General features: G+C 72.2%; 24 protein-coding genes. 10 read left to right on the top strand and 14 right to left on the bottom strand.

From position 1 onward, the window contains the following. Nucleotides 1-79: 79 nt before the first annotated feature. From ABZV06_RS26325 to ABZV06_RS26315, 3 genes are all read left to right on the top strand, one after another. Nucleotides 80-970, top strand: a complete 891-nt coding sequence (locus ABZV06_RS26325; protein ID WP_355238198.1) for an alpha/beta hydrolase — start codon at nt 80-82, stop codon at nt 968-970. A 285-nt stretch (nt 971-1,255) separates the two neighbouring features. After that, a complete protein-coding gene (locus tag ABZV06_RS26320; protein ID WP_355238201.1) occupies nt 1,256-1,705 on the top strand; it encodes a hypothetical protein in 450 nt (149 codons plus the stop codon). Further along, on the top strand, nt 1,702-2,097 hold the full coding sequence (locus tag ABZV06_RS26315) for a hypothetical protein (protein ID WP_355238204.1): 396 nt from the start codon (nt 1,702-1,704) through the stop codon (nt 2,095-2,097). Before ABZV06_RS26320 ends, ABZV06_RS26315 begins: the two co-directional genes overlap by 4 nt. Nucleotides 2,098-2,109: 12 nt before the next feature. On the opposite strand, the gene ABZV06_RS26310 is transcribed toward ABZV06_RS26315, so the two are convergent. The 3 genes from ABZV06_RS26310 to ABZV06_RS26300 all read right to left on the bottom strand — a co-directional run bounded on the left by ABZV06_RS26310 (nt 2,110) and on the right by ABZV06_RS26300 (nt 6,421). Continuing rightward, nucleotides 2,110-4,242, bottom strand: a complete 2,133-nt coding sequence (locus tag ABZV06_RS26310; RefSeq protein WP_355624837.1) for a hypothetical protein — start codon at nt 4,240-4,242, stop codon at nt 2,110-2,112. Further along, complete coding sequence (locus ABZV06_RS26305) at nt 4,239-5,426, bottom strand: low temperature requirement protein A (protein ID WP_355624835.1); 1,188 nt, start codon at nt 5,424-5,426, stop codon at nt 4,239-4,241. Before ABZV06_RS26305 ends, ABZV06_RS26310 begins: the two co-directional genes overlap by 4 nt. 74 nt (nt 5,427-5,500) lie before the next feature. Next, a complete protein-coding gene (locus tag ABZV06_RS26300) occupies nt 5,501-6,421 on the bottom strand; it encodes an SDR family NAD(P)-dependent oxidoreductase (RefSeq protein WP_355624833.1) in 921 nt (306 codons plus the stop codon). A gap of 131 nt (nt 6,422-6,552) precedes the next feature. Between ABZV06_RS26300 and ABZV06_RS26295 the strand changes: the two genes are divergently transcribed. After that, nucleotides 6,553-7,386 carry a helix-turn-helix transcriptional regulator gene (locus ABZV06_RS26295; protein WP_355624831.1) on the top strand — a complete coding sequence of 278 codons (834 nt, stop codon included), beginning with the start codon at nt 6,553-6,555 and terminating at the stop codon, nt 7,384-7,386. A gap of 15 nt (nt 7,387-7,401) precedes the next feature. Here ABZV06_RS26295 and ABZV06_RS26290 read toward each other — a convergent pair whose 3' ends face one another. The 5 genes from ABZV06_RS26290 to ABZV06_RS26270 form a co-directional block, all read right to left on the bottom strand. Beyond that, complete coding sequence (locus ABZV06_RS26290) at nt 7,402-8,169, bottom strand: TetR/AcrR family transcriptional regulator (RefSeq protein WP_355624829.1); 768 nt, start codon at nt 8,167-8,169, stop codon at nt 7,402-7,404. Between the two features lie 94 nt (nt 8,170-8,263). Continuing rightward, the gene (locus ABZV06_RS26285; protein ID WP_355624827.1) at nt 8,264-9,439 is read right to left on the bottom strand and encodes a zinc-dependent alcohol dehydrogenase; all 1,176 of its coding nucleotides are present in this window, start codon (nt 9,437-9,439) and stop codon (nt 8,264-8,266) included. Next, a complete protein-coding gene (locus tag ABZV06_RS26280) occupies nt 9,436-9,978 on the bottom strand; it encodes an SRPBCC family protein (RefSeq protein WP_355238225.1) in 543 nt (180 codons plus the stop codon). The genes ABZV06_RS26285 and ABZV06_RS26280 overlap by 4 nt, the downstream gene beginning before the upstream one ends. A 95-nt stretch (nt 9,979-10,073) precedes the next feature. Continuing rightward, the gene (locus tag ABZV06_RS26275) at nt 10,074-11,708 is read right to left on the bottom strand and encodes an MFS transporter (RefSeq protein WP_355624825.1); all 1,635 of its coding nucleotides are present in this window, start codon (nt 11,706-11,708) and stop codon (nt 10,074-10,076) included. Further along, nucleotides 11,702-12,397 (bottom strand): SDR family oxidoreductase, encoded by a 696-nt coding sequence (locus tag ABZV06_RS26270; RefSeq protein ID WP_355624823.1) that lies wholly within the window; start codon nt 12,395-12,397, stop codon nt 11,702-11,704. The genes ABZV06_RS26275 and ABZV06_RS26270 overlap by 7 nt, the downstream gene beginning before the upstream one ends. Before the next feature lie 144 nt (nt 12,398-12,541). Between ABZV06_RS26270 and ABZV06_RS26265 the strand changes: the two genes are divergently transcribed. From ABZV06_RS26265 to ABZV06_RS26255, 3 genes are all read left to right on the top strand, one after another. Then, nucleotides 12,542-13,831, top strand: a complete 1,290-nt coding sequence (locus ABZV06_RS26265; RefSeq protein WP_355624821.1) for a sensor histidine kinase — start codon at nt 12,542-12,544, stop codon at nt 13,829-13,831. Continuing rightward, on the top strand, nt 13,819-14,484 hold the full coding sequence (locus ABZV06_RS26260; protein WP_355238236.1) for a response regulator transcription factor: 666 nt from the start codon (nt 13,819-13,821) through the stop codon (nt 14,482-14,484). The genes ABZV06_RS26265 and ABZV06_RS26260 overlap by 13 nt, the downstream gene beginning before the upstream one ends. Nucleotides 14,485-14,585: 101 nt before the next feature. Further along, the gene (locus ABZV06_RS26255; protein ID WP_355624819.1) at nt 14,586-15,647 is read left to right on the top strand and encodes a Gfo/Idh/MocA family oxidoreductase; all 1,062 of its coding nucleotides are present in this window, start codon (nt 14,586-14,588) and stop codon (nt 15,645-15,647) included. 3 nt (nt 15,648-15,650) lie between these two features. Here the strand turns inward: ABZV06_RS26255 and ABZV06_RS26250 are convergent, their stop codons facing one another. Together ABZV06_RS26250 and ABZV06_RS26245 are read right to left on the bottom strand one after the other, a co-directional pair. Then, nucleotides 15,651-15,872 carry a hypothetical protein gene (locus ABZV06_RS26250; RefSeq protein ID WP_355624817.1) on the bottom strand — a complete coding sequence of 74 codons (222 nt, stop codon included), beginning with the start codon at nt 15,870-15,872 and terminating at the stop codon, nt 15,651-15,653. Nucleotides 15,873-16,131: 259 nt separating this feature from the next. Then, nucleotides 16,132-16,362: a winged helix-turn-helix domain-containing protein gene (locus ABZV06_RS26245; RefSeq protein ID WP_355238245.1), complete on the bottom strand. Its 231-nt coding sequence runs from the start codon at nt 16,360-16,362 to the stop codon at nt 16,132-16,134. A gap of 222 nt (nt 16,363-16,584) precedes the next feature. Between ABZV06_RS26245 and ABZV06_RS26240 the strand changes: the two genes are divergently transcribed. Beyond that, on the top strand, nt 16,585-16,788 hold the full coding sequence (locus tag ABZV06_RS26240) for a hypothetical protein (protein WP_355238248.1): 204 nt from the start codon (nt 16,585-16,587) through the stop codon (nt 16,786-16,788). An 85-nt stretch (nt 16,789-16,873) separates the two neighbouring features. Here ABZV06_RS26240 and ABZV06_RS26235 read toward each other — a convergent pair whose 3' ends face one another. Continuing rightward, nucleotides 16,874-17,095: a hypothetical protein gene (locus tag ABZV06_RS26235; RefSeq protein ID WP_355050387.1), complete on the bottom strand. Its 222-nt coding sequence runs from the start codon at nt 17,093-17,095 to the stop codon at nt 16,874-16,876. 157 nt (nt 17,096-17,252) lie between these two features. Beyond that, nucleotides 17,253-18,320, bottom strand: a complete 1,068-nt coding sequence (locus ABZV06_RS26230; protein ID WP_355624815.1) for a hypothetical protein — start codon at nt 18,318-18,320, stop codon at nt 17,253-17,255. Nucleotides 18,321-18,324: 4 nt separating this feature from the next. Here ABZV06_RS26230 and ABZV06_RS26225 point away from each other — a divergent pair, with 4 nt between their 5' ends. Next, complete coding sequence (locus ABZV06_RS26225) at nt 18,325-19,251, top strand: hypothetical protein (protein ID WP_355624813.1); 927 nt, start codon at nt 18,325-18,327, stop codon at nt 19,249-19,251. A gap of 65 nt (nt 19,252-19,316) precedes the next feature. Here ABZV06_RS26225 and ABZV06_RS26220 read toward each other — a convergent pair whose 3' ends face one another. Continuing rightward, nucleotides 19,317-21,983, bottom strand: coding sequence for a LuxR C-terminal-related transcriptional regulator (locus ABZV06_RS26220; RefSeq protein ID WP_355624811.1), 2,667 nt, complete (start codon nt 21,981-21,983; stop codon nt 19,317-19,319). Between the two features lie 86 nt (nt 21,984-22,069). After that, complete coding sequence (locus ABZV06_RS26215) at nt 22,070-23,161, bottom strand: PIN domain-containing protein (protein WP_355238261.1); 1,092 nt, start codon at nt 23,159-23,161, stop codon at nt 22,070-22,072. Nucleotides 23,162-23,384: 223 nt separating this feature from the next. Here ABZV06_RS26215 and ABZV06_RS26210 point away from each other — a divergent pair, with 223 nt between their 5' ends. After that, complete coding sequence (locus tag ABZV06_RS26210; RefSeq protein ID WP_355624809.1) at nt 23,385-25,424, top strand: glycosyl hydrolase family 28-related protein; 2,040 nt, start codon at nt 23,385-23,387, stop codon at nt 25,422-25,424. The last annotated feature ends 93 nt before the right edge of the window (nt 25,425-25,517 follow it).

Here is a 25,517-nt window from a genome sequence, read left to right as displayed (position 1 = left end):
TCACCGCCGAGCAGGCTCGACGACGTACGACGGCGACGGGCATCTCCCGCGCCGACCCGCTCACCAGGAAGGCCGACCCGTGCAGCCGAGGATCAACGGATTCGACTACCAGCGCGTCACCGTCGCCGACGGCGTGACGCTCGCCGCCGCCGTCGGCGGTTCCGGGCCACCGATCGTGCTGTTGCACGGTTTCCCGCAGACCCACCTCATGTGGCGGCACGTCGCCGCCGACCTCGCCGCCGACCACACCGTCATCTGCCCCGACCTGCGGGGTTACGGCGAGAGCGACAAGCCGGTGGACAGCGACGGCACCGTGTACGCCAAGCGGACCATGGCCGCCGACATCGTGGCGCTGGCGGGGGCGCTCGGCCATGACCGCTTCGCCCTGGCCGGGCACGACCGGGGTGCCCTGGTGGCGTTCCGCGCCGGCCTCGACCACCCGTCGGCGATCAGCCGACTGACCCTGCTCGACGTGCTACCCACCCTGGACATGTGGGACGTGCTGCACGGCGTCAGCGCCTCTGTCGCCTTCCATCTGTACCTGATGGCGCAGCCGCCCGGCCTGCCCGAGAAGCTGATCGCCGGGAGCGCGGACGCGTTCTTCGGCCACTTCCTCGACGTCTGGACCCGCGACCCGGAGGCGCTGCCGGCCGACGTGCGCGCCGCGTACCTGCGCGCGTCCCGCGACGCGGTGACCTCGATCGTCGCCGACTACCGGGCGTCCGCGGGGATCGACGTGGCTCACGACGAGGCCGACCGGGCGGCCGGCAACCAGCTACGGATGCCGGTGACCGTGCTTCAGCAGGACTGGGGTGCCGCGCTGGGCTACGACGCGGCGGCGGTGTGGCGTGCCTGGGCCCCGGAACTGGAGCACCGGACGGTCACCTGCGGGCACTTCATGGCGGAGGAGGCGCCAGCCGTGGTGGTCGGGGCGCTGCGTGGCCACGGCGAGTTGGATATCCGACACTGAGCGTAACGAGCGACAATGGCGTGGCCGGGCTACCGCAGGCAGCCCGGCCACGCCCCCTCAAGGGGCTCTGACCTGCGGAAATGCGACGTTACACCAGGTGGACGCCAACCGGTCAGCGGTGATACACAGGCAGATATCGGCGACCAACGACGGCACGTCGGTCCCCCTCTCGACCATCGACCGTTCCCCACCGCCCCGGCTACGGACTGACGCGCACGTGGCTCTCCACCGGGCAGCGACCACGGCCGCCGGCGGACGCGGGGGTCTACGACCAAGGGAGTCGCCGTGAGGTATCTGCGTATCCGGTCCCGCCACCAGCCGTACGAGGTCGCTGTCCTGACCACAGCACCCGTCTGCGGCATCCTGATGATGCTTCTCGACGTCCGGCCGACCTCCGTGCAGTCGTCCATGCCCGCGCCGGTCCAGGTCGCCTGGGAGATCGGTCTGATCACGGTGGGAGCGTTCGGGCTGCTGGGCATCCTGTGGCCCGGGCGGCTCTCCACCGGGCTCGGCATGGAACTCGCGTCGCTCCTGGTGCTCGGCACGATCACCGGCATGTACGCGGTGGCCCTGGTCGCCCTGTGGAGCCAGCAGACCCTGGTTGCCGCGTCGTTCGTCGTGGCGGTGACGATCGGGTCGCTCTGGCGGGCCGCGCAGCTCGCCGTCGACCTACGCCGCCTGGTCCGCGCTTGCGAATGCGTGAGCCACGAAGAGCTACAGGGAAGTGTCCCGTGAACAACTCCCCCGCACCGGCGGCACCGCACTGGGTGCAGGTGACGCTCAGTGTGTTCGGAATCCTCGGGGGTTCGACAGGTCTGGCCGCCATCGCCACCGTGCTGGTGCAGCGGGGCAAGTTCAAGGCGGACGCCGCCGACACCCTCACCGAGGCCGCCCTCACCCTGGTACAACCGCTGCAGAGCAGGATCACCGAGTTGGAGAGTGAGGCGCTGCACGCCCGCTCCGAGCTGGGGACACTGCGCGAGCAGGTCAACCAGTTGCAGTTCGTCGTCCGGGTGCTGACCCGCACGCTGGACCGGTGGCGGGCCGCCATCCGCGCGCCGGACGCCACCCTGCGCAAGGTACGGACGGTGGTCGCGGAGTCCGACCGGCTCCCCGAGGACCGCTGAACGGAACCCCGTTCACTGTGGTTCCACCGCACCGGCGCCACCGAGTCGGCCGACGAGCTCCCGTACGGCCGCCCGGAACTCGCGATCGGACTCGCCCGGGTGGTGCCCGCGCAGCGGTGGTGCCCGGCGTTCACCCGGTGCCGGCCGCAGATGCTCCGGGTCCCGCAGCCGTCGGTCCACACGACCGGCGGGGTCGGCGGCCTCCGGTGCGGGATCTCCGGGCCGGTGCGCGGCGAAGACCCAGCCGCCGACCGGGTCGGTGTCCCGCCACAGGTTGATCCACCGCCAGCCGACGCGCTCCCCCACCTGGCGCAGCACCGTCGAGTCGAGGTACGCGGGGAAGAGCCGGGCGTACAGGCGCTCCAGCGGAGAGCCATAGGTGAGCAGCGCGACCCGACGACGCGTGTGCGGTGGCAACCGCAGCACCGCGAGAGCCAGCAACGCCGAGCCGTGGCTGTGCCCGCACAGCAGCACGCCGGCGTGCCGTTCGGTCAGGTGGCCGATCCGGTCGGCCAACTCCGGCACCGCCCGGTCGGCGTAGCTGGGGGGCGCGAACGGGTGGGCGGCGCGGGGCCAGAAGGTGCCCAGGTCCCACAGGATCCCGACGTGCCGCCGGAACCACGCCGTGCGGTACGCGAACAGGCCCCCCACCAGCAGGGTGAGGGCCACCGCGGCGCCGAGGTAGGTGCCCCCCACCAGGCCCATCTCGACGGCGCCGGCCGGCAGGCCGAACACCCGCCGCGCCACCTCGTCCGGTTCGCGCCCGAACTGCCCGAGCAGAGCCGTGGCCAGCCCGATCAGGGCGAGCACCGCGTAGATGGCGGCCAGCAGGCCCAACCACTCGGTGAACCGCGCCCGGGCCACGGCCTTGGTGACCTGGCGCACCCGCCCGGTCGCCTCGGGCGGTGGCGCGGGGAAGTCGCGGGTGGTGATCGCCGCCGCCGCCCGGCGCCGCCGCCGCCGCGACAGGACGGTCAGCGCGCCACCCAGCAGCACCGCCGCGACCACGTGCAGGAAGAAGGCCAGCACCGTCCAGCGGTACGGCAGCGGCGGCCCACCGTCACCCCGGTACCCGCCCAGCAGCACCCCGCTCTGGTAGATCAGACCGGATGCGAGCGCGCCGGCCAGACCGACCGCGATGGCCGCGATGACCGCCGCGCCCGCACTGCCCGGCAGCCCCGAGAGCCCACCGACGCGCGCGTGCTGCCACAGCACCAGCCCGCTGAGCAGCACCAACAACGCCATCTGACCGAGCAGCATGCCACCGGCGATCTCGTCGTAGCCGCGGAGGCCGGGCGACGACGGCCAGCCCCGCCCGTCGGTCGCCACGAGGACGAGGGTCACCACGCTCAGCCCGGCCGCCACCACGGCGGTCGCGCGGGCGCACACGGTGGCCGTCCGCGCGGTCCCGGCCCCGTCGAGCAGACCGGGGACCGCGACGAGACCGACGCAGGCCACCAGGACCATCACGCTGAGCGCCAGCAGCAGCGTCGTCGTGGCCGTCGTGCCCCCGGCGCGGCGGGCCGTGAGCAGCACGAGATCGAGTATGCCCAGCGCGGCGGCGACGTGGATCGCCCGCAGCCGTTCCACCAGCGGCTCCACGGCCCAGACCGGATTGCCGACGGGTCGGGGGCGTCGGCTGCCGAGCAGCCGCAGGAGACCCACGGCGGCTATCGGCAGCAGCGCCAGGACTGCCAACCGCTGCCCGACGGGCCGGTCGTTCAGCCCGGCCAGCGTGTCGAAGGGCGCCCGGCAGGGTGTGGCGCCGAGACAGCGCCAGGCGATCAGGTCGAGGGCGATCCCCGCGATGGACACCACGTAGACCACTGTGAGGTTGAGCGCGAGGAGCCGGCAGAGGACGGTGACCCCGGCGGCGCGACTGCCGGTGGGTCGCATCCACACCGCGGCGTTGCTCAACATGAACGGCAGCAGCAGGACCATGGAGAGCGTCCGGGCCACCGTGCCCGAGGGCAGGTCACCCCAGCGGTACGCCTCGAGCGTCAACCCGTCCGAGCCGTCGTCGTCCAATCCGTCCGGGCGGTAGAAGCCGCCACGGTCGTCGCCCGCGACCTGACGCGTCCGCGCTGCGCCCAGGACGACCGAGGGCTCCGCCCCCGACACCCCGTGCACCCGCAACTCGATCACGTCGGCCCGTCGCCGCGCATGGACCGGGCGCTGAACCGCCGGACGCCTGGCATCCCGTCGACCAGGACGATCACCAGCAGGACGCCGGCGACGACGGCGCTGTTGGCGACGTGCGGAAGTCGCTGGGTCGCGAACCCGCACACGACGATGGCGGGCACGCCGACCAGGCGCGCCCACGGCCGGCTGCCGTCGACCATCCACGCGAGCAGGATCCGGGCGGTCAGGAACAGCGCCGGACCGACGATGCCGAGGGCCAGTTGCACCGTCTTGTCCGTGCGAGGGTCCTCGATCGTCATCTCCATGGCGACGGAGGTGGCCAGGACGCCCGCGATCATGACCAGGTGCAGGTAACCGGCGAGCAACGCCAGTTTGCTGCCGGGCGGGCCGGCGGCCATGATGGCGGCGCCCAGCCGTGAGCCGGCCGGCACCAGGTAGAGCCGGGCGAGGGCCACCGCGGTGACGAACGCCAGGGCGAACGCCAGCGTGCTCTCGAAGTTCATGCCGGCGTTGCTGTAGGCGATGCCCGAGAACAGGATCAGTTCGCCAAGCGCGATGATGAAGATCTGCTGGTAGCGCTCGGAGAGGTGCTCACCGTTCACCTGGAGGTCCGGCCAGGAGCTACGCCCCAGCCACGGGAACGGCCACCGCAGCCGGGCCAGGGAGTACTCCAGCACCAGGGCGAGGGCCCAGAGCACCTCCCGGGCCGGGGCGACGGCCGCGCCGACCAACCACATCGCGCCGGAGATCGCGAACCAGATCGCGACCCGCAGGCTCCGCAGTTGCAGCGGGTGCCCCCGCAGCGCCGGGATCAGCAGGGCGCCGCGACCCAGGTGGATGGCCACGTACGCGCCGGCGAACAGGGCGGCGTGCGAGTCGAAAGCGGTGGGCACGGCCGCGGCCATCAGCAGGCCACCGAACATCACCCACAGCAGGAGTACGACGATCAGCGGCGCCCGTGGATCGAACCAGTCCGCCGACCAGGCGGTCACGAACCACACCCACCAGATCGCCGCCAGCATCACCACGACCTGGAAGCCCCCGTTGACGCTGGCGTCGTCGAGCAGCGCCCGGGACAGCCGGGTCAGCGCGAAGATGAAGGCCAGGTCGAAGAAGAGTTCCAGGAACGAGGTCCGACGGGGGTTCTCCCGCCTCTGGAGCAGCCGTCCGGGAAGCGCGCTCGCCATCGCCCCCCTTCCCGGACGTCACCCGCCGACCCAGTCGTACCATCCGCAGGGCCCTGCTCGGGCGGGTTCCGAGGTCAGCGGGCGATGAGGTCCGCCGCCACGTCCCAGAGCCGCTCGGCGTTGCCCGGGTCGACGGCGTACGCCGCCACACCGGTGTAGTCGGCGGGCCGCTCGGTCCGGACCGGGGCCTCCGTGCAGTCCTCGAAGTAGCGACCGCCGACGCCGTCGAGCAGGGGGGACGCGGCGAGCAGCACCGAGGTGGCGGCACCCTGCTGCGGGCTCTTCTGCCGCTCCTTCGGCGTACGCAGCCCGCCGGTGTGCTTCTGCAGCCCGGTGGCGATCGCGCCCGGGTTCAGGGCGTTGGCGTGGATGCCCTCGCCGGCCCAGCGGCGTTCGGCCTCGACGGCGAGCAGTGCCTCGGCGCTCTTGGACTGCCCGTACGCCAGCAGAGGGTCGTACGGCCGGAACGCGAAGTGCAGGTCGTCGAAGATCACCGGGGAGAAGAGGTTGCCGCTGGAGCTGACCGAGACGACCCGGGCGCCACCGGCGGCGGCGAGAGCGTCGTGCAGGCCGACGGTCAGCGCGTAGTGCCCCACGAAGTTGGTGGCGAACTGCATCTCCCAGCCCTCGGCCGTGCGCTCCAACTCGGGCAGCGCCATGATCCCGGCATTGTTGACCAGGATGTGCAGCGGTCCGTCCCAGCCGGCGACGAACCGGCGTACCGAATCCTGGTTGGCCACATCCAGCTCGCGGACCGTGACCCGGTCCGCGCCGACGCTGGCCGCGATGTCCCTCGCGGCCTCCTCGCCGGCTGGGACGCGACGCACCGCGAGCACCACCTCGGCGCCGGCGGCGGCCAGCGAGCGGGCGGTCTCGATGCCGATGCCGGCGGCGCCCCCGGTGATGACGGCCCGCTTGCCGGTCAGGTCGACTCCGGCGAGCACCTCGTCGGCTGTCGAGGCGAAACCGAATGGCGTCGTGATTCGCTCGGTCATCTCTGTCCCATTTCTCGATCACGCTTACCCGACCCACTGTCACCCGGCCGGTCGGCGATATCCGGGTTACCGGTTTTCCTGGTAGTGGCAGGACCAGGCTGGGTGGCGGCGGACGCTCCTACGATGGGCTGGTGAGCACGGCCGGCCCGCTGGGCGAGTACCTGCGTGCCCGGCGCGAGCTGGTCGGGCCGGGTGCCGTCGGTCTGCCGGCGCACGGCCGCCGACGGGTGCCCGGTCTGCGACGCGAGGAGCTGGCCCTGCTCGCCGGCATCAGCGCCGACTACTACCTGCGGTTGGAGCAGGGCCGGGACCGCAACCCGTCGGCCCAGGTGCTCGAGGCGCTGGCGCGGGCGCTGCTCCTGGACGCGGAGGCCACCGCGCACCTGCGCCGCCTCGGCGGACACGCTCCGGCCGACCGCCCGGCACGACGTCCCGAGCGGGTACCGGTGGGCATCCGGCAGTTGGTGGGTTCGTGGGCGGAAACGCCCGCCTTCGTGCACGGCCGCCACCTGGATGTGCTCTTCGCCAACCCGATGGCGACGGCGCTGACCCCGATCTACCGGGTCGGGGTGAACCTGCTGCGCGAGGTCTTCCTGGGCCAGCGCGCGCCGGCGCTCTACCCGGCCCCGGAGTCGGTCGCCGCCAGCGCCGTAGCGGGCCTGCGCGCGCAGGTGGGCGCGGAGGTGAACGATCCACGGCTCACCGAGCTGGTCGACGAGTTGACGGCCGGCAGCGAGCTGTTCCGGCGGCTGTGGGCGCGCCACGACGTCACGGTCCGCGCCGGAGGCGGGCTGCGGATGCTCCACCATCCGCAGGTGGGCGATCTGGAGCTGCGCTACGAGAAGCTGACGATCAGCGGCACGACCCAGTCGCTGGTCGTCTACCACGCCGAGCCGGGCAGCCCGTCCGCCCGCTCCCTCGCCCGGCTCGGCGCCGCCGTGGACGCGCCGGAGACGGACGGGTAGCACCCGACGTCGGGGCTACCGGTCGGCCGCCCGCTCGGTGACCACCACCGAGATGCCGTCGAGGACGCGTTGCAGGCCGAACTCGAAGGCGTACTCCGGGCCGTAGGCGGCACCGTGCTGCTGGCCGGCAGCCGTGCCGACCCGGGACGCGGTCGGGTAGCTGTCGGGATTCAGGAACGTCTCCAACCAGGGCGCCTGCGACTGCCACCACTGGCCGTCGGTCATGCCGGTCTCCCGTTCCAGGTCGACCACCTCGGACGCGGCACGCGCGGAACTCTTCACGTGCCCGAGCACGAGGGTGAGGACCGCGTCCATCTCGACGTCGGTGAGCCCGATGTCGGCGACCGCGCCGAGTTCGTGGTCGTACTTGGCCATCAGGTTCGGGCCGAGCACCGGGCGGGTCGTCTCGGCCCGCACCATCCACCGGTGTCGCTGGTAGAGCGCCAGGTTGTCGCGGGCGATCCGCTCCAGACGGGCCCGCCAGTCGCCCTCGACGGCGGCGCGCGGCATCTCGCCGTACGCGGTGTCGATCATGACGTCGACGAGTTCGGCCTTGCCCGGCACGTACGTGTAGACCGACATCGTGCCCACACCCAGCGCCTCGCCCACCCGACGCATGGTCAACGCGTCGAGACCCTCGGCGTCGGCGATGTCGATCGCGGCCCGGATGATCCGGTCGACGCTGAGTCCCTGCCCGGCGCTGCGGCTGGTCGGTTCCCGGGTGCGCCAGAGGATGGCCAGGCTGCGGGCCGGGTCCGCGGTCGGCTTACGCTCAGTCGCCATGGTGCGGCCATCCTAACAACGCGGGCGTACGCGGTACGCCAGCCGACCGGTGCCGGCGGGGCCCACGTGTGGCGGCTCGCCGGCACCGACCCGGTCAGGGCTTGAGCACGACCTTCTCGCAGTCGTCCTGCTTGTTCTTGAACAGGTCGAAGCCCCGTGCCGCGTCGTCCAGCGGCAGCGTGTGGGTGATCACCCGGGTGGGGTCCAGCTCGCCGTTCTCGATGTGGCGCAGCAGCGGCGTCATGTACCGCTGGACGTGGCACTGACCGGTGCGCAGGGTCAGCGACCGGTTCATCCACGCGCCGGAGGGGAACTTGTCGAGGAATCCGCCGTACACGCCGATGACCGACACGATGCCGCCGCTGCGGCAGGACAGGATCGCCTGGCGCAGCGCGTGCGGGCGCTCGGTCTCCGACCGCACGGCCTGCTTCACCCGGTCGTACGCGTGCAGGTGCGCGCTGCCGTGGCTGGCCTCCATGCCGACGGCGTCGATGCACTTGTCCGGCCCGCGTCCACCGGTCAGCTCCAACAGCCGGGAACGCACGTCCACCTCGTCGAAGTTGATCGTGGTGTGCCCGGCCTCCTCCGCCATCCGCAGCCGGTACGGCTCCTTGTCGATCGCGATGACCGTGGCCGCGCCGAGCAGGCGGGCGCTGTCCATCGCGAACTGCCCGACCGGGCCCGCGCCCCACACGGCGACGACGTCGCTGGGCTGGATGTCGCACATCTCGGCGCCCATGTAGCCGGTCGGCAGGATGTCGGACAGGAACAGCACCTGCTCGTCGGTCAGGTCCGACTCGATCTTCAGCGGCCCGACGTCGGCGAACGGCACCCGCACGTACTCGGACTGCCCACCGGCGAACCCGCCGGTCAGGTGGGAGTAGCCGAAGATGCCGGCCACCGGGTGACCGAACATCTTCTCGGCGATCCCGGCGTTGGGGTTGCTGTTCTCGCAGCACGACCACAGCTCGGCCGCACACGCCGCGCACGCGCCGCAGGCGATCGGGAACGGCACCACGACGCAGTCGCCGACGCGCAGCCGGTCCGCGTCGACGCCGTCGCCGACCTCCACCACCTCGCCCATGAACTCGTGGCCGAGCACGTCACCGTCCTGCATGGTCGGCACGTACCCGTCGACCAGGTGCAGGTCCGATCCGCAGATCGCCGTCGAGGTGACCTTCACGATCGCGTCCCGCCGGTTGAGGATGCTCGGGTCCGGCACGTCGCGTACCTCGACCTTGTTGCGACCGGCCCACGTGTTCGCCCTCATGCCGCCTCCCCCTTGGACAACTCGTCGCTCGACAGCGGCTGCGCCGGTCGCTGCGGGAACTCCCGCCGGGCGCGCTTACCCCACGGCGCGCCGTCGGAGCGCACCACCTCGCCGGTCTCCAGCACCTGCTTGAGTCGGCGCAGGTCGTCGTCGAGTTGCTGGTGCGGCTCCTCACCGAAGTACCGGGCCACGGCCTGGCCGAGCTTGCCGCCGGGGATGTCGTACACCAGCAGCACGTGCACCTCCGTGCTGACGCCGTCGGGGGCGGGCACGAACCACACCTTGCCCGTGTTCGGCACGTCGGCGTCGCCGGTGGACCGCCAGCCGATGCGCTCGCCGGGCACCTCGTCGGTGATCTCGGCGTCCCACTCGACGCTGCGGTCGAACGGCGCGCTCGCCGTCCAGTGACTCGTCTTCTCCCCGGTGACCCGCACCTCTTTTAGGTGAGCCATGAAAGTCGGCAGGTTCTCCAGGCGACGCCAGAAGGCGTACACGTCGGCAGCCGGTTGACGAATGGTCGTCGTGGCCAGCAGATCCATGATTCCCTCCCCTCTCTTCAGGCCTCACCTACCCCGAGAGTCACAACCTGCACATACGGCGGACAGAATTCGCCCACGAGTTGGGCGTACCCAGGTCAGAGCCCTTCGCGGACGTCGGACAACCGCGGCCCGGCGGCGGCCGGCACGAGATGACATGCCTGCGGGACGCCGTCGGCCAACTCCCGGGCCCGCGCCTCGGCCTCGCGGTCCTCGCCGGTCAACCGGCCCCCGTGCTGGCGCAGGTGCTCGTCCCACGACGGCACCAGGTACACCTCGACGAACCGGTCCGTCGTCTCGGCCGGCCGGAACAGCCCCCAGCGCATCGCGCCGGTGCGCTGTCGGGCGCCGCGCACCACGTCCATGGCCGCGAGGAACGGCTCTGTGCGCTCCGGCCGGACGGTGTACTCGACAGTCACCAGCACCGGTCCCACGCCCGGGTCCGGCTCGTGCGCCAGGTGCAGTTGCGGCCAGTAGGCCGCCGGTTCACGGTTCACCGAGCGCAGGTCCGGCAGCGGCCAGATCCGGCTCGTCACGGTCCCGACGAACATCAACGCCGCCGCCGCGAGGTAGGCGAGGACCAGCCCGCCCATGTCGGCCACCAGACCCCACGCCAGGGCGCCGACAGCCTGCCCGCCGGCGAAACACACCTGGTAGACGGCCAACCCCCGGGCCCGTACCCAGCTCGGCAGGAAGAGCTGCATCTCGGCGTTGACGTTGGCCAGCACCGTCACCCAGGCCATCCCGGCCGGCAGCAGGGCGAGCAGCACCAGCGGTACCACCCGGACGGTGCCGAGGACCGCCAGCGCGCCGGTGAACAGCGCACCGGCGATCAGCAGGAGCTGGTTCGCCGACAGGCGGGTACGGATCACGGCCAACAGCACACCGCCCGCGATGGCGCCCACCCCGAGGGCGGCCAGCAGCAGCCCGTACCCGCCGGAGCCCAGCCCGAGCCGCCGGGCCGCCACCAGCGGCAGCAGCGCCCACAGCGCGCTGGCCGGGATCACGAAGACCAACGCGCGGCGCAGCAGCCGGCGCACGATCGGCGAGTGACGTACGTAGCGGCTGCCGGCCCGCAGCGCGGCGGCGAACCGCTCGGGCACCTCGACGGCGCGGGCGGTGCTCGGACGCCAGCGCCACAGCGCGGCCGCGAAGATGGCGAACGCCACCGCGTTGATCCCGAAGACCGGGGCGACGCCGGTCCGGGCGATCAGGACACCCGCCAACGCCGGTCCCACCGCCCGCGCCACGTTCACGCTTATCGAACCGAGCGCGGACGCCGACCGCAGCTGCTCCTGGGGCACCAGCTCCGGAATCACCGCCGACCAGGCCGGCAGGGTGAGCGCCTGCCCGACCCCGAACGCGAAGGTGAGGGTGAGCAGCAGGGCCGGCGGCATCCGGTCGGTCAGGGTGAGCAGGGTCAACGCCAGCGCCACCGCCACCAGGAACAGCTGCACGGCGATCAACAGGTGTCGGCGGTCGAAGCTGTCGGCCAGCACCCCGGCGGGCAGCGCCAGCAGCAGGATCGGCAACAGGCTGGCGGTCTGCACCAGCGCGACGAGGGTGGAGGCGTTGGAGTGGTGAATCAGCAGCCACTGCGCGCCGACGGTCTGCATCCAGGTGCCGATGTTGGCGGCGAGCAGGGCCAGCCAGAGGTTGCGGTAGACGGCCCCGCGCAGGGGCGCCCACGCGGAGGCCGGACGGTCCCCCGCACCGGTCCGCGCCGTTACCACCGCCCGTCCGCGCGCAGCACGCGCTCACCGGAGACGTAGAGGTCGTCGGGTTGCAGCAGCAGCAGCCGGACGACCTCGGTGGCGACCTGCTCGGGCAGCGCGTACACCTCGTCGAGGAACTCCGCGCCGACGCGTTCCTGCAGGCGGGTCGGCATCGGCCCCGGGTGCAACTGCATCACCTTGACCCGGTTGCTGTGCTGAGACTCGGCGAGTGACTCGACGAGGCTGCTGCCGTAGCTCTTGGTCGCCCGGTAGACCGGGATGCCGGGCCGGGGAGCCGCGAGCGCCAGCGCGCCGATGTACACCACGTTCCCGTAGCCCTGCCGCCGCAGATGCTCCAGCGCCTCCCGCAGCAGGTACGTCGTCCCCAGGACGTTGATCTCGACGGCCCGCCGGATGTGCTCCACGGTCAGGTCGCCGAGGTCACCGCCCGCCCACATCGACGCGCAGGCTGCGACCCCGTCGACGGTGCCGTAGCGCCCCACCACCTCGGCGAACGCGTCCCGGACCTGCTCGTAGGAGGAGACGTCGCAGACCGCACCGTCGCAGCCCAGTTCGTCGGTCGTCGCCGCGACCTCGGCCGGGACGTCGCCGAACACCACGACGCGGTGCTCGTCGAGCAGCAGCCGAGCCACCGCGAGGCCCAGCCCGCTGGTACCGCCGACCACCACGAAGGTTCTGGCACCCATGTCACTCCAGCCGCCGCAGGTCACGCCCCGCGCGTCGTTCCCGTTTCCGGGCTCCGCACACCCCCGCCGGTAGTGCTGGACCTACCCCGAAGAGGGGATCTGGACGGCTGGGGCGGCAGGTGGCCGCCGATTAGCGTCTGCGGCATGACCTCGGAACACCCTCGCCACCTGGCCGCGACACTGCGCCGCCGCGACTGGCTGACCTCCGCCTGGCCCTGGCGCGCGCTGGCCTACCTGGTCACCACCGTGCCGATCGCCGGAGTGCTCACCGTCGGGCTACTCGTCGTCGGCGCGCCCCTGCTGCCCGTCCTCAGCACGCTCCGGCGGCAGGGCCGACCGCCGAGCATCGCGCTGATGCTGTTCCTGATCACCGGCAGCATCATCCTGGTGGCGTTTGCCCCGATCCTGAGCTTCGCGGTGGGCGCCGTCGAGCGGTGGCGGGTCCGGCTCGTCGACAACCGTCCGCTGCCCGCGTCGCCGTGGCCGGGTCTGGTCGCCCGATACCGCAGCGCGGCCGGCTGGCGGGAGGTGGCGTACCTGTTCTGGCTGGGCGGTTTCGTGCCGGTCGCGTACTGGGTGTTCCTGGTGCTGGTGCTGCTGGACCTGGGGATGGTCACCAGCCCCTGGCTGGCCGGTGACGCCGATCCGGTGGTGATCTGGCGCCCGATCGAGAGCACCGGCGAAGCCGTCCCGTACGCGATCGTGGGTGTGCTGCTTCTCCCGGTGCTCGTCTACCTGGCCGGGCTGCTCGCCGCCGTCCAGGCGGCCGTGGCCCGGTGGGCGCTGGCCAGCCCGGCCGACGCGGCAGCGCTCCGCGAGGTCGCCCGCTCCCGGACCCGGCTGGTCGGCGCGTACGAGGCGGAACGGCGTCGCATCGAACGCGACCTGCACGACGGCGCGCAGCCCCGGCTGACCAGCCTCACCCTCCAACTGGGCCTGGCCCGGCTGGACGTACCCGAGGACTCCCCCGCCGCCCGGCCCCTCGCCGTGGCGCACGACCAGGCGCGCGGGCTGATGGTGATGTTGCGGCAGTTGGTGCACGGCATCCGGCCGCAGAGCCTCACCGACCTCGGTCTCGCCGACGCCGTACGCGAGGTGGCCGACGCGTCCCCCGTCGCGGTCACGGTGCACGCCGACCTCGACGGTGACCTGCCGGAGATCGTGGAGATCACCGCGTACTTCGTGGTGTCCGAGGCCTTGGGCAACGTGGCCCGGCACGCCGGTGCGACACACGCCGAGGTACGCCTCACGCGGGCCGGCGGTGACCTCGTCGTCGAGGTGTCCGACGACGGGCGCGGCGGCGCCGACCCCGCCCGGGGAACCGGCCTGACCGGCCTCGCCGACCGGGTCGCCGCCGCCGACGGCCGGTTGCTGCTGGCCAGCCCTCCCGGCGGGCCTACCCTGGTCCGGGTGGAGCTGCCATGTCGCCGGTGACCCGGGTGGTGCTCGCCGAGGACGAGGTGCTGCTGCGCGAGGGTCTGGTTGCGCTGCTGACCCGCTTCGACTTCACGGTGTGCGCGGCCGTCGGCTCGGCGCCCGAGCTGCTGGAGGCGGCTCGCGCGCACCGGCCCGATCTGGTGCTGACCGACATCCGGATGCCACCCGGTGGACGGGACGACGGGCTACGCGCCGCCGTCGCGCTGCGCGCCGAGCGGCCCGACCTGCCCGTGGTGGTTCTGAGCCAGTTCGTGCAGACCGGGTACGCGGCGGCGCTACTGGACAGTGGCGACGGCCAGCGGGTCGGCTACCTGCTCAAGGACCGGGTGGCCGAGGTGGCCGAGTTCGTCGACACGCTACGCCGGGTCACCGACGGCGGCACGGCCATCGACCCGGACGTGGTGCGGCAACTGCTGCACCGACCCCGCGACCCGCTCGCCGCGCTCTCCGCCCGGGAACGGGAGGTGCTGGCGTTGCTGGCCGAGGGCCGCTCCAACGCGTCCATCGCCGCCCGGCTGCACGTCACCGAGGCCGCGGTCGGCAAGCACGTCGGCAACATCCTGCTGAAGCTCGACCTGCCGCCCAGCGACGACACCAACCGCCGGGTGCTCGCCGTGCTCACCTATCTGCGCGCCGACCCGGTGGGCTGACCAGCGCCGGGCCCGGACCGGTCCCGGGTCGGGCGCGGCGTAGATTCGACCACCGGCACCGCCGCCGGTCCAGGGCGCGGGCCAGGAGGAAGGGGTACGGCATGGCGGAGGCGCTGCGGGTCGGTCTGCTGGGATACGGGCTGGCGGCTCGGGTCTTCCACGCTCCGCTGATCGCCGCGACACCCGGGCTGCGGCTGGACGCCATCGTGACGCGCGATCCGCAGCGGCGCGAGCAGGCCCGCCAGCACTTCCCGGACGCCCGCCTGGTCGACGACGCCGACGAGCTGTGGCGTACACCCGACGCTCTGGACCTGGTCGTCGTCGCGACGCCGAACCGGCAGCACGTGCCGATGGCGCGGGCGGCCCTCGCGGCCGGCCTGCCGGTCGTCGTCGACAAGCCCCTGGCACCCACGGCCGCCGACTCCCGGGCGCTGGTCGAGGAGGCCGAGCGGCGGGGTGTGCCGCTGACGGTGTTCCAGAACCGCCGGTGGGACGGCGACTTCCTGACCGTCCGCGGGCTCGTGGAGCGGGGCGAGCTGGGACAGGTGCTGCGCTTCGAGTCCCGGTTCGAGCGGTTCCGTCCCGCGATCAAGCCGGGCTGGCGGGAACTCGCCGGGACCGAGGAGGCCGGTGGTGCCCTGTTCGACCTGGGCGCACACCTCGTCGACCAGGCCGTGCAGCTCTTCGGAGCCGTCGAGCGGGTCTACGCCGAGGTCGACCGCCGCCGCGCGGGCGCCCAGGTCGACGACGACGCGTTCGTGGCGTTGACCCACGCCAACGGGGTGCGCTCGCACCTGTGGATGGGAGCGATCACCGCTCAGCTCGGCCCGCGACTGCGGGTGCTGGGCGACCGGGCCGGCTACACGAGCTACGGGCTGGACGTGCAGGAGGCCGCACTGCACGACGGCGGCCGACCGGACCAGCCCGGCTGGGGCGAGGTCCCGCCGGAGCGGTACGGCCTGCTCGGCGTCGACGGCGACCTGCACCCGACGCCGACGGTGCCCGGCGCGTACCAGAGCTTCTACGCCCAGGTGGCCGCGGCGCTGCGCGACGGCACGCCGATGCCGGTGGACCCGCGCGACTCGGCCGCCACGGTCGAGCTGATCGAGTTGGCGCACCGCTCGGCGGTCGAGGGCGTGGTGCTGCCGGTCCCGACCGCCTGAGGCTTACTCCGTCTCCTGCTCGGAATAGGCCTCGTCCTGCTCGGAGTGGGCAACCTTCTGCTCGGAGAGCGATTCGTCCTGTTCGGAGAGGGCGTCGTCCGGCACGCGGGCGTCGTCGTCGGTCAGCGCGTCGTCCGACGGGGCGACGAGGCCGGCGAGCCGGCGTTCGGCCTCCCGGACCTCCTCGTCGAGCCGAGGGTTGTCCTCGTCGGGACCCTGCGACATGGGCGACCTCCATCGCGCGCGGACCGCCCCTGACTACCCGGCCTGCCGCAGGGAATGCGCCCACCGGACCTGGCCGCGTCCGGGGTTGATCCACTCCACATCGCCGATGTCGCGGTGTCCCGGCCTCAGGATGCCCCCGGATCGGCGAAGTCGAGTTGATCGAGCGCGCTCGGCTTGATCACTTGATGCTCACCAGTTCCACGCGGACTTTCCGAACTGGTGAGCATCAAGTGATCAAGGACTACGGAGGGCGCGTCGATCAGGTGGGCGGCCTTTCCGCTACCCACAGGCCACGCCCCTGAAGGCCCACCACCAGACCACGGGTCTGCAGGACGATGACCGCCCTCTGGACCGTGGTCACGCTGACGTCGTAGAGGGCGGAGAGTTCGTTGTACGTGGGCAGCCGCTCACCCGGCGCGTACTCCCCACTTGCGATCCGTGCGGCGAGATCCTCGGCCACCTCGCGGTATCCGCTGGTTGGTATGGGCATGTGAAGGTTCCTTCGTTCGGCACCTTCCATCGGACCATGCCGATCACACCCCTTCAAGACCAACATTGCCTTAGGTACTAAAGGTCTCTAAGGTCGAAGGAAGTGGTCGGTTTCTTCGTTCGGCAAGCGTGGAGCCTGGCCCCGAAGCCCGCCCGGGGATCGGCGCGATTTGGTCGCCGGCCCCTGGGCGGACTCATCGTGATATCGCGAAAGGTGCCGAGCATGCCGATCGACGAACCCGTGTCCAGGGCCACCGAGCTGTTCATCGCCAAACGCGTGCTCGACGCGCACTGGACGGATGCGCTCGACTCACCATGGCGGGCAGGTGGGTGCCTGGAATGCAGGGGCCGTGACAACTGCCCTCAGCTTGAGTGGGCATCGGCCCTCGCGGCAGAGGTCGCCGCGATCATGTTGCAGAAGGGGTGACCTGGCAGACGCGGAGGTCGGAGGGGGTCGAGCACCGGGCGGGCCGGGGAGCGCGGGGGGCGTGCCGGCCCGACCCGGTGCCGGATCAGCGCTGCTTCAGCTCGCGCCAGGATGGGTGCGTACCGCGCCAGGCGTCGGCGAGGATGGTCGCCGAGGCCCGGCTGGGGCACTGCTGCACCCGCTCACGGCCCGACGCCCCACCGATCTGGGCGCGGACCTCCCAACCTTGCCCGTCAGTACGGATGTACACGTCCCTGCGCCCGCGCGGGGTCGTGTCACCGTTCCACCAGTGTTCCTCCACCTTCATTCGCCGACCGTATAGCAATTTTCGCGCCGGGGGTACGGCGCAGGTGAGCATATAACGGGCTGTTAGCCACAATGCGGGCGCACTTCCACCTGTGCGGGCGGCGGGGAGGAACCGCATCGGTGATTCCTCCCCGTCCTGAGCGATGGATCAGCCCCCGTCATATACCGCTGAGTACGCCAGCCAGGGTGCTCGCCAACTTGTCCTGCCCAGAAGGGCTGGGATGCGGCGATCCACCCTCTGCGGTGACCTGAATGTCACTCGGAGTGATCGGCGGCGGGAACGCCACCCGCACGGCCGGGTCGAACGGGACACCCATCTGGATGGCCCAGTTGAGGTCGCTGATCACGGTTCGCACGCTTCCCACCCAGAGTGGGTCGATCAGCGGTTGCAGGGTCGACACCGGCGCCGAGGGCAGGTACGGCTGGAGTCCGGTGGGCAGCATCGACTTGAGCTTGACCCAGCCGTACTGGCCGATGTCGATGTTCGCCGGGGTGATGTCGTAATACAGCATCCACACCACCTTGTCCGCACCGGCGCCCAGCAGGGCGTTGACGATCGTGGTCGCGTCGGCGGTGATGCCGGCGTACTGCGCGGGGCCGTTGTAACGCGGCACCCCGATGTTGATGTAGTAGTCCTCACCGACGGGCAGGTCGAGCCAGAAGTTGCACCCGCCGCCGTTGGTGACGATGCCCTGCTTGCCGCCGACGGCCGCCCACTCGAACCGGAAGACGCCGTACGGGTTGAGCGTCTCGGCCGAGAACTCGAGTGCGCGACACATGGCGAGCCGGGTCAGGACTGTGGTCCAGTTGGTGTTGTTCACCCCGCCGGTGGTGGCGTGGTACGCGTTGTGCCCGTCCGCCTTGGCCTTGGCGATGCGCGCGGTGGCGAGGCCGAGCGGGCTGGCGACGCGCCCCCAGCCGTTGCCGCAGGCGTCCGGACCGGCGCGACCGGCGATGATGTCACCGGTGCCGTACCCGGTGCGCGCGTAGTTGTCGTAGTCGACGATGCTGCCGTCCATGTCGAAGTAGCGCCGGCCGTAGCTGTAGACGCCGTTGTTGCCGGGCATGCCCCGATCGTCGAACGAGGTCATCGGACAGCCGGGCCCCACGCCGAAGCCGAACTGGTGGTGCGACGAGCTGATCGAGTCCCCGGTGAGGGTCAGGACCGTGTCGTCCTCGACGGTCTGCACCTCACGGCAGCGGATGCGGTCCTTGTTGGCGTCCACCAGGGTGGGGTTGCCGTTGACCTGCGGGCAGCCGGTCGGCGGCGGGGGTGGCGGCGACCCCGGCCCGCCGGTGGGCCAGGGCGGCCCGTCGGTCGGGTCCGTCGGGTTGCTGGGTGACGACGAGCCGCTGGGTGAGGCGCTGCTCGACGGCGACGCGCTGCCGGACGGCGACGCGCTGCCGGACGGAGAGGAGCTGCCCGACGGCGACGCGCTACCCGACGGGGAGGAGCTTTCCGACGGCGACGCGCTACCGGACGGAGAGGAGCTTTCCGACGGCGACGCGCTGCCCGACGGAGAAGAGCTCTCCGACGGCGACGCACTGCCCGACGGAGAAGAGCTCTCCGACGGCGACGCACTGCCCGACGGAGAAGAGCTGCCCGACGGCGACGTGCTCCCCGAGGGCGACGCGCTGCCCGAGGGGCAGGGCGAGTCGCTGGGCGACGAGGTGGGTGAACCGCTGGGCGAGGCAGTCGTGGTAGGTGCGGTCGCGCCGGGGGCGCGCTGCGCCACCGGCTCAGCCGTCACCGGCGACTGGGTCTGCCGGGTCGGCGACGCCGACGTCGAGGCCGAGGCCGAATCGGTCGGGGTCGGGCAGTCGTCGGCTGCCGCCCGATTCTGGGTACGGATCTGCGCGAGCCGCGCCTCGACCTCGGCCGGGAGCTTCCCGCCCGGCTTGACGCACGGGTCGAGCAGCCAGGTCGTACCCTCCAACTCGCGGGTGCAGGGCGGCGCGTCGTACGACACCGCTGCCGGGGCGGCGCTCGCCGAGGTGGGCGAGGCGCCCCCGGCGGTCGGGGCGACGACCGCGGTGAGGGTGGCCACCGCCATCGCCATCCCGGCGGCGAAGAGAACATTGTGGAACGACCTGGTGGGTCGCGGTCCTGGTGGTCCGCTTGCATCCAGTTGGCTCATGCCGTCCTCCAGGGACTGAGTGCACCGGTAGGTGTGTTACCGCACGGTAGGGAGGCGCGCGGTAACCCGGTAGATCAGTCGCCCTTACCTACTGTCGAGCGGGGATCGCTCGCGGTGACCTGCCTCCGTACGCCCGGATGTCTCCTGGCCGAGCACGACGGCCAGCTCCCGGCGGTTACGGACGCCCAGTTTCGTGAAGACCCGGGCCAGGTTGTTGTTGACGGTGTTGACCGACAACCCGAGCCGGTCGGCGATGCTGCGGCTGGACAGGGCGACCGCGAGCAGCGCGACGTCCCGCTCGCGGCGGGTCAGCGTCGCCTGCTCGACGCCCGGAGCGGTCGCCGCGAGCAGGGGCGTCCGCACGCCCCGGCAGGCCTCGGCCAGCCTCGCGGCCCGCTGCGCCACCGCCAGCCGAGGTCGACCCCGGCGGGCGTACGCCCGTGCGGCCACGCCGACCGCCTCGGCGGCGAGCAGAGTGTGCCCGCGGGCGACGAGGTCGTCCGCCGCCGCCTCCAGGGCCGGCCCGTCGTCGTGCAGCAGACCGTCGGCCGCGCCCGCGAGGGTCGACGCCAACCCGCCGAGCTGGTCGCCGAGGGCGTTCAGGCGATCCCGTACCGGCTCCGGGGCGCCAAGGCGCACGCACTCGTAGAGCGCCACCGCCTCGATGGTGGGCTGCTCGCTGCCCCGGGCCAGGTCGGCCGCGTGCCGGGCGGTACGGATCGCCGCGGTGCGGTCCCCCTCGGCGACCTGCACCCAGGCGCGGTTCAGCTCCACCCACGCGTGGAAGATCCGGTTGGCGGTGCGCTCCCGCGCGTCCGCCGCCGCCAACCAGCGGCGGGCACCGGGCAGGTCACCCGCCAGGGCCCGGACACCGGCCAGCTCGGCCCAGTACGTCCGCACCAGGTGGTACTGGTCGTTCTCCTCCACCAGGGCGATGGCCTCGCGCAGGTCGGCCTCGGCGGCGTCGAGCTGCCCCTGGGCCTTGGCGATGATGCCGCGGAACCCGGCCCAGACGGCGACCATCCCCCGTGCGTCGCTGGCCACCGCCGCACGGTAGCCCTCGTCGGCCAGCTCGACGGCCTCGGCCAACTCGCCGGCGGCGTACCGGGCGTAGCAGAGCCCCAGCCCCACCTGGGCCTCGTTCCAGGGCAGGTGCTCGGGCGCGGCGGCGAGCACCGCCCGGCCCCGCCGCGCCAGCTCCGCCGCGAGGCCGAGCCGACCGAGCATGCCGGCTGCCGAGGCCGCGCCCATGGTCGCCCAGCTCGCCGCGCGTACGCCGGTGTCGGGGCGGCCCAGTACGGCCTGGCCGACCGCCAGCGCGGCCTCGCACCGGCCGTCGTAGAACAGCACCCAGGACCGGGTGGCCTCGGTGAGGTCGTGGCCGGGCGAGCCCTCCGGCACCATCCGCAGCGTCTCGTGCGCCTCGTCGATCCGGTCCAGACCCCAGTAGAGCAGCCCGGCCCGGGTGATCGCCCAGATGGCGAGGCGCTTGCTGCCCGGCGGCGGAGCCGGGGGGAGCATGTCGAACGCCTCCTGGCTGCGCGCCTGGTACTGCAACACCCGGGCCAGCAGCCACTGCGCCTCCCAACCCTGCCCGGCGTCGTACGCCGTGCGGGCCAGACGCTCGGCCAGGTCGATGTCGAACCGGTCGATCGCCTGCCGGGCGGCGGCCAGCGCGATGCCGGGATGCCGGACGCTTCCGGAGCGCAACTGCCACATCCCGGCGACCAGCGCGTCGTCGCGTCGACGCAGGGGCATGCTCGCCAGCACGTCGGCGAGCTGCCCGAACACGGTCCGGGACCGGCTGGCGGGCATGCTGGCGCGCAGCGCCTCGCCGTAGAGCGGGTGGGCCATGCGCAGGGCCGTACGGGCGCCGGAGCGCTCCGCGACCACCATGCCGCTACGCTCGGCGGCCTCGATGGCGGCGGGGTCGACGAATTGTTCGAGCAGCGCCAGGGAGAGAGGTTCGCCGCAGGCGACCACCTCCAACACCTGGCGGGCGGCCGGTTCGAGGGCGCGCAGCCGGGCGCTGACCAGCTCGGCCAGCCGTGGACTGCCGGAGGCGGTGCCGCGCCAGCGCCAGACGCCCCGTGACTCCTGCAGTCCGCCGGTCTCCATCGCGTCGGCCAGCAGTTCCCGCAGCAGCAGGGGGTTGCCGTCGGCGAGTTGCCGCAGCCGGCGGCGGCTGAGCGCGTCGAGCGGACCCGGCGCGGCCTCGTCGAGCAGGTGGTCCACGGCGGTTGCGGGCAGGGGACGCACCTCCAGTCGCCGACCGTCACCCGTCCACAGTGAGGTGAGGGCGTCGGACAGCGGTTCGCCCGCGCGGACCGTCGCCACCGCCACCGCCAGACCGTGCACGGCGAGCTGGTGCAGCAGCCCGGCGGACGGTTCGTCGAGCAGGTGCGCGTCGTCGATGCCGATCATGACCGTGCGGCCCGCGCTGCGCCGTGCGAAGTCGCGCTCCACGGTGACGACCAACCCCATCGGGTCGGCGTACGGTCGACTCGGCGCGGGGATGAGGTGGGAGACCGCGCCGAACGGGATCGAACGGGCCGCGCCGGTGGCCGAGACCCAGTGACACTCCACGCCGCTCTCACCGGCCCGCGCCAGCGCCTCGCGCAGCAACCGCGTCTTGCCCACCCCGGCGTCGCCCACCAGCACCAGGCCGGGCACCCGCGCCGCCACGACATCCTCGATGGTCTTCAGCTCGACGTCGCGGCCGACGAGTGTCCATTCCCCACGTCCCGGCATGACGACCCTCACCTCGCCCTCGGGGCAGCCCTGCCGTCCACCCTATGGGCAGTCCCGACACTTCCGCTCGACAGCGGTCGATGCGCTCAGGCCGGAGTGGTGAGCAGGTAGTCGTCCGCCTCCGGGCTCCACCGCAGGTCCACCGCGCCGCTCGTGGCGGCGGCCTTGCAGAACTGCAGGAAGCTGCGGTAGCCGAGCTTCTTCTCGCTGAAGTCGGGCCGGACCCGGCGCAGCTGGTTCTTCAGGCCGGAGAGCGCCACCGGGTTGCCGGCGCTGCCGAGGTCACCGACCACTCCCCGGAGCAGGCCGAAGGCCACCTCCCGGTCGCCGTGCTCGGGCAGCGACACCTCGGGGTCGCCCTTGGCGGGCCCCTCGGCCAGGTCGACCACGTTGTGCTCGGCGAGGTGGCGCAGCAGTTCGCCGAAGGTACGGAAGCCGTAGTCGGACTCGCTGAAGGTCGGGTCCTTGCGCAGCAGGGTGCGCTTGAGCCGGGAGGCGGTCACCTCGCCGCTCGCGTTGCCCTGCAACCCGGCAACCGTCTGGGCGACCTGCACGGCGAGCGCGTCGACGTCCCGGCCGGGCTCCTCGCCCACCGGCCGGTTCTCCACCTCCGGTTCGAACTGCTGCTCCGGCTCGGGCGGTCGCTGGTCGAGGCCGGGTTGCCGGGCCGGGCGAGCCTGTCGGGCGCGCACGGGCGGGATGTCCACGCCCTCCAGCCGGTCGTAGTACAGGAACTCGTCGCACGCCGGCGGCAGCAGCGCGGACGTGGACCCCTCCACCCCGACACCGATGACCCGCTTGTTGAGCTCGCGGAGCTTGTGCACGAGCGGAGTGAAGTCACTGTCGCCGCTGCAGATGACGAAGGTGGAGATGTAGTCGCGTTCGAAGGCCAACTCGATCGCGTCGACGGCCATCTTGATGTCGGCGGCGTTCTTACGGGACGCGCCCATCCGCTGCGGGATCTCGATGAGCTCCACGTGGGACCGGGTGAGCATCCGGCGGTCCTCGTCGAAGTACGACCAGTCGGCGTAGGCCCGGCGCACCACGACCCGCCCGCGCTCGGCCAGCGCGTCGGCGATCGGCCGGAAGTCGAAGGCCCCGCCGCCACGGTGGTCGCGGGCCCCCAACGCCAGGTTCTCGTAGTCGAGGAAAAGGGCGATTCGGTCTTCGTGCTCCACGCGGCTCACCCTACGCCGGTCGTACGGGGTCGGGACGCACGCGACGCGCCGCGCCTCAACTCACCAATCGTTTATTTCTTGCAAGTTATCGGTCGCCTCTTTTCATTCTTCGATTGTCGTCTTGCAGTGCGATGTTCGGTGCTGCATCATGCAGATCAATGTCGGGCGTCCAGTGGAACGCCGGGCGGACCTCCACCACCACCCCCACCCAGGAGGGTCACCGATGTCTCGCAGCATCCTGCCGGCGCGCGGACGCCCGGGCCGCCGCCCGGTCGCCGCCACCGTCGCGCTCGCGACCGGCCTCGCCGTGCTGGTCGCCGGACCCACAGTGGCCGCCGCCGGCCCGGCCGCCGCACCCGGCACGCAGCCGGTCGTCACCCGTGCGGCGCTCGATCCGGCGCTGGTCGCCGGGCGTGGCGCCGACGTCGACTTCCTCGAACAGGAGGCCGAGAACGCCCGCACCAACGGCGAGGTCATCGGCCCGGACCGGTCCGCCTACACGCTGCCCGCCGAGGCGTCCGGCCGCCGGGCCGTCCGCCTGACCCCCGGCGAGTACGTCGAGTTCGTCCTGCCCAGCGCCGCGAACGGGATCACCGTGCGGTACAGCATCCCGGACGCGCCCTCCGGCGGCGGGATCACCGCGCCGCTGGGTGTCGCCGTCAACGGCAGGCACGTGCGCACCATGACGCTCACCTCGCAGTACTCGTGGCTCTACAACCAGTACCCGTTCACCAACGACCCGCAGGCCGGCCTGCTGCACCCGGACTGGTGGATCACCGAGTGCCAGTGCGTGCCGGCGGCCACCACCCCGTACCCGAGCATCACCAAGCCCTTCCGGCCCACCCACTTCTACGACGAGCAGCGGCTGCTGCTCGGGCGTACCTACCGGGCCGGCGACAAGGTCCGGCTCACCGCGCCGGCCGGCAGCGCCGCCGCGTGGACGGTCATCGACCTGCTCGACTCCGAACTGGTCGCACCGCCGCGCGTACGGCTGCTCGCGGCGAACGTGCTGGCGTTCGGCGCCGACCCGACCGGCCGGCGGGATTCCGCCGACGCCCTGGACAAGGCGATCGCCTTCGCCCGGCGGGCGCACCTGAAGGTCTACGTTCCGCCGGGCACGTACCAGGTCAACCGGCACATCATCGTCGACGACGTGACCATCGAGGGCGCCGGCACCTGGTACACGACCGTCAAGGGGCGCGAGGTCGCCCTGTCGACCCCCGCGCCGGACGGCTCGGTGCACACCGGCGTCGGGTTCTACGGTCGCGACGCCGCCGACGGTGGCAGCCGCAACGTGCACCTGTCCGGCTTCGCCATCGAGGGCGACGTGCGCGAACGCATCGACACCGACCAGGTCAACGCGATCGGTGGCGCGATGAGCGACTCCACGATCGACGGACTGCACCTGCGGCACACGAAGGCGGGCCTGTGGTTCGACGGCCCGATGCGCAACGTCCGGGTCACCAACACGATCGTCGTCGACCAGATCGCCGACGCGCTCAACTTCCACACCGGGGTGACCGACTCGGTGGTCGCGCACACCTTCGTCCGCAACACCGGCGACGACGGCCTCGCGATGTGGGCCGAGAAGACCGCCAACGCCCGCAACACGTTCGACCACAACACCGTGCAGTCGCCGACGCTCGCCAACGGCATCGCCATCTACGGCGGCACCGACACGACCGTCTCGCACAACCTCGTCGCCGACCCCGTCCGGGAGGGCAGCGGTCTGCACGCCGGCGCCCGCTTCGGCGCGGAGCCGTTCACCGGGTACCTGCGGTTCACCGGCAACACCACGGCCCGCGCCGGCACGTACGACCTGAACTGGAACATCGGGCTCGGCGCGATCTGGATGTTCGCGCTGGACCGCAGCATCGACGCGGCCGTCGAGGTGACCGGCGACGCCTACCTGGACAGCACCTACAACGCGATCATGCTGGTCAGCGACTGGCCGGTGAAGGACCTCTACTCGATCCCCGACGTGCGCTTCCGCGACGTCCGGGTCGACGGCACCGGCACCTCGGTCGTCAGCGCCCGCACGGCCGGGTCGGCCTCGTTCGCCAACGTGGACGCCCGCAACGTGGGTGCGGTCGGTGTCAACAACTGCGGATCGTTCCACTTCACCCCGGCCGGCTCCGAGTTCACCCTCACCGACCTGGGCGGCAACGACGGCGGCTGGCTCGCGCCGTGGCTCCTGCCCAACACCATCACCTGCGACGACCGACCGCCGGTGTCACCGCCGCCGCCTCCGGCCCAATGGTGAACGCGGTGGGCGGGGCCGGCGCGCAGGGCGCCCCACCCCCCCCCACCAACCCCGGCAAAAAACAAACAAAAGGAAACGAAAGGGGAGGGGAAA

This window comes from Micromonospora sp. NPDC005172, assembly GCF_040608555.1.
Taxonomy (GTDB): Bacteria; Actinomycetota; Actinomycetes; order Mycobacteriales; family Micromonosporaceae; genus Micromonospora.
This window is presented reverse-complemented; position numbering and strand designations above follow the sequence as displayed.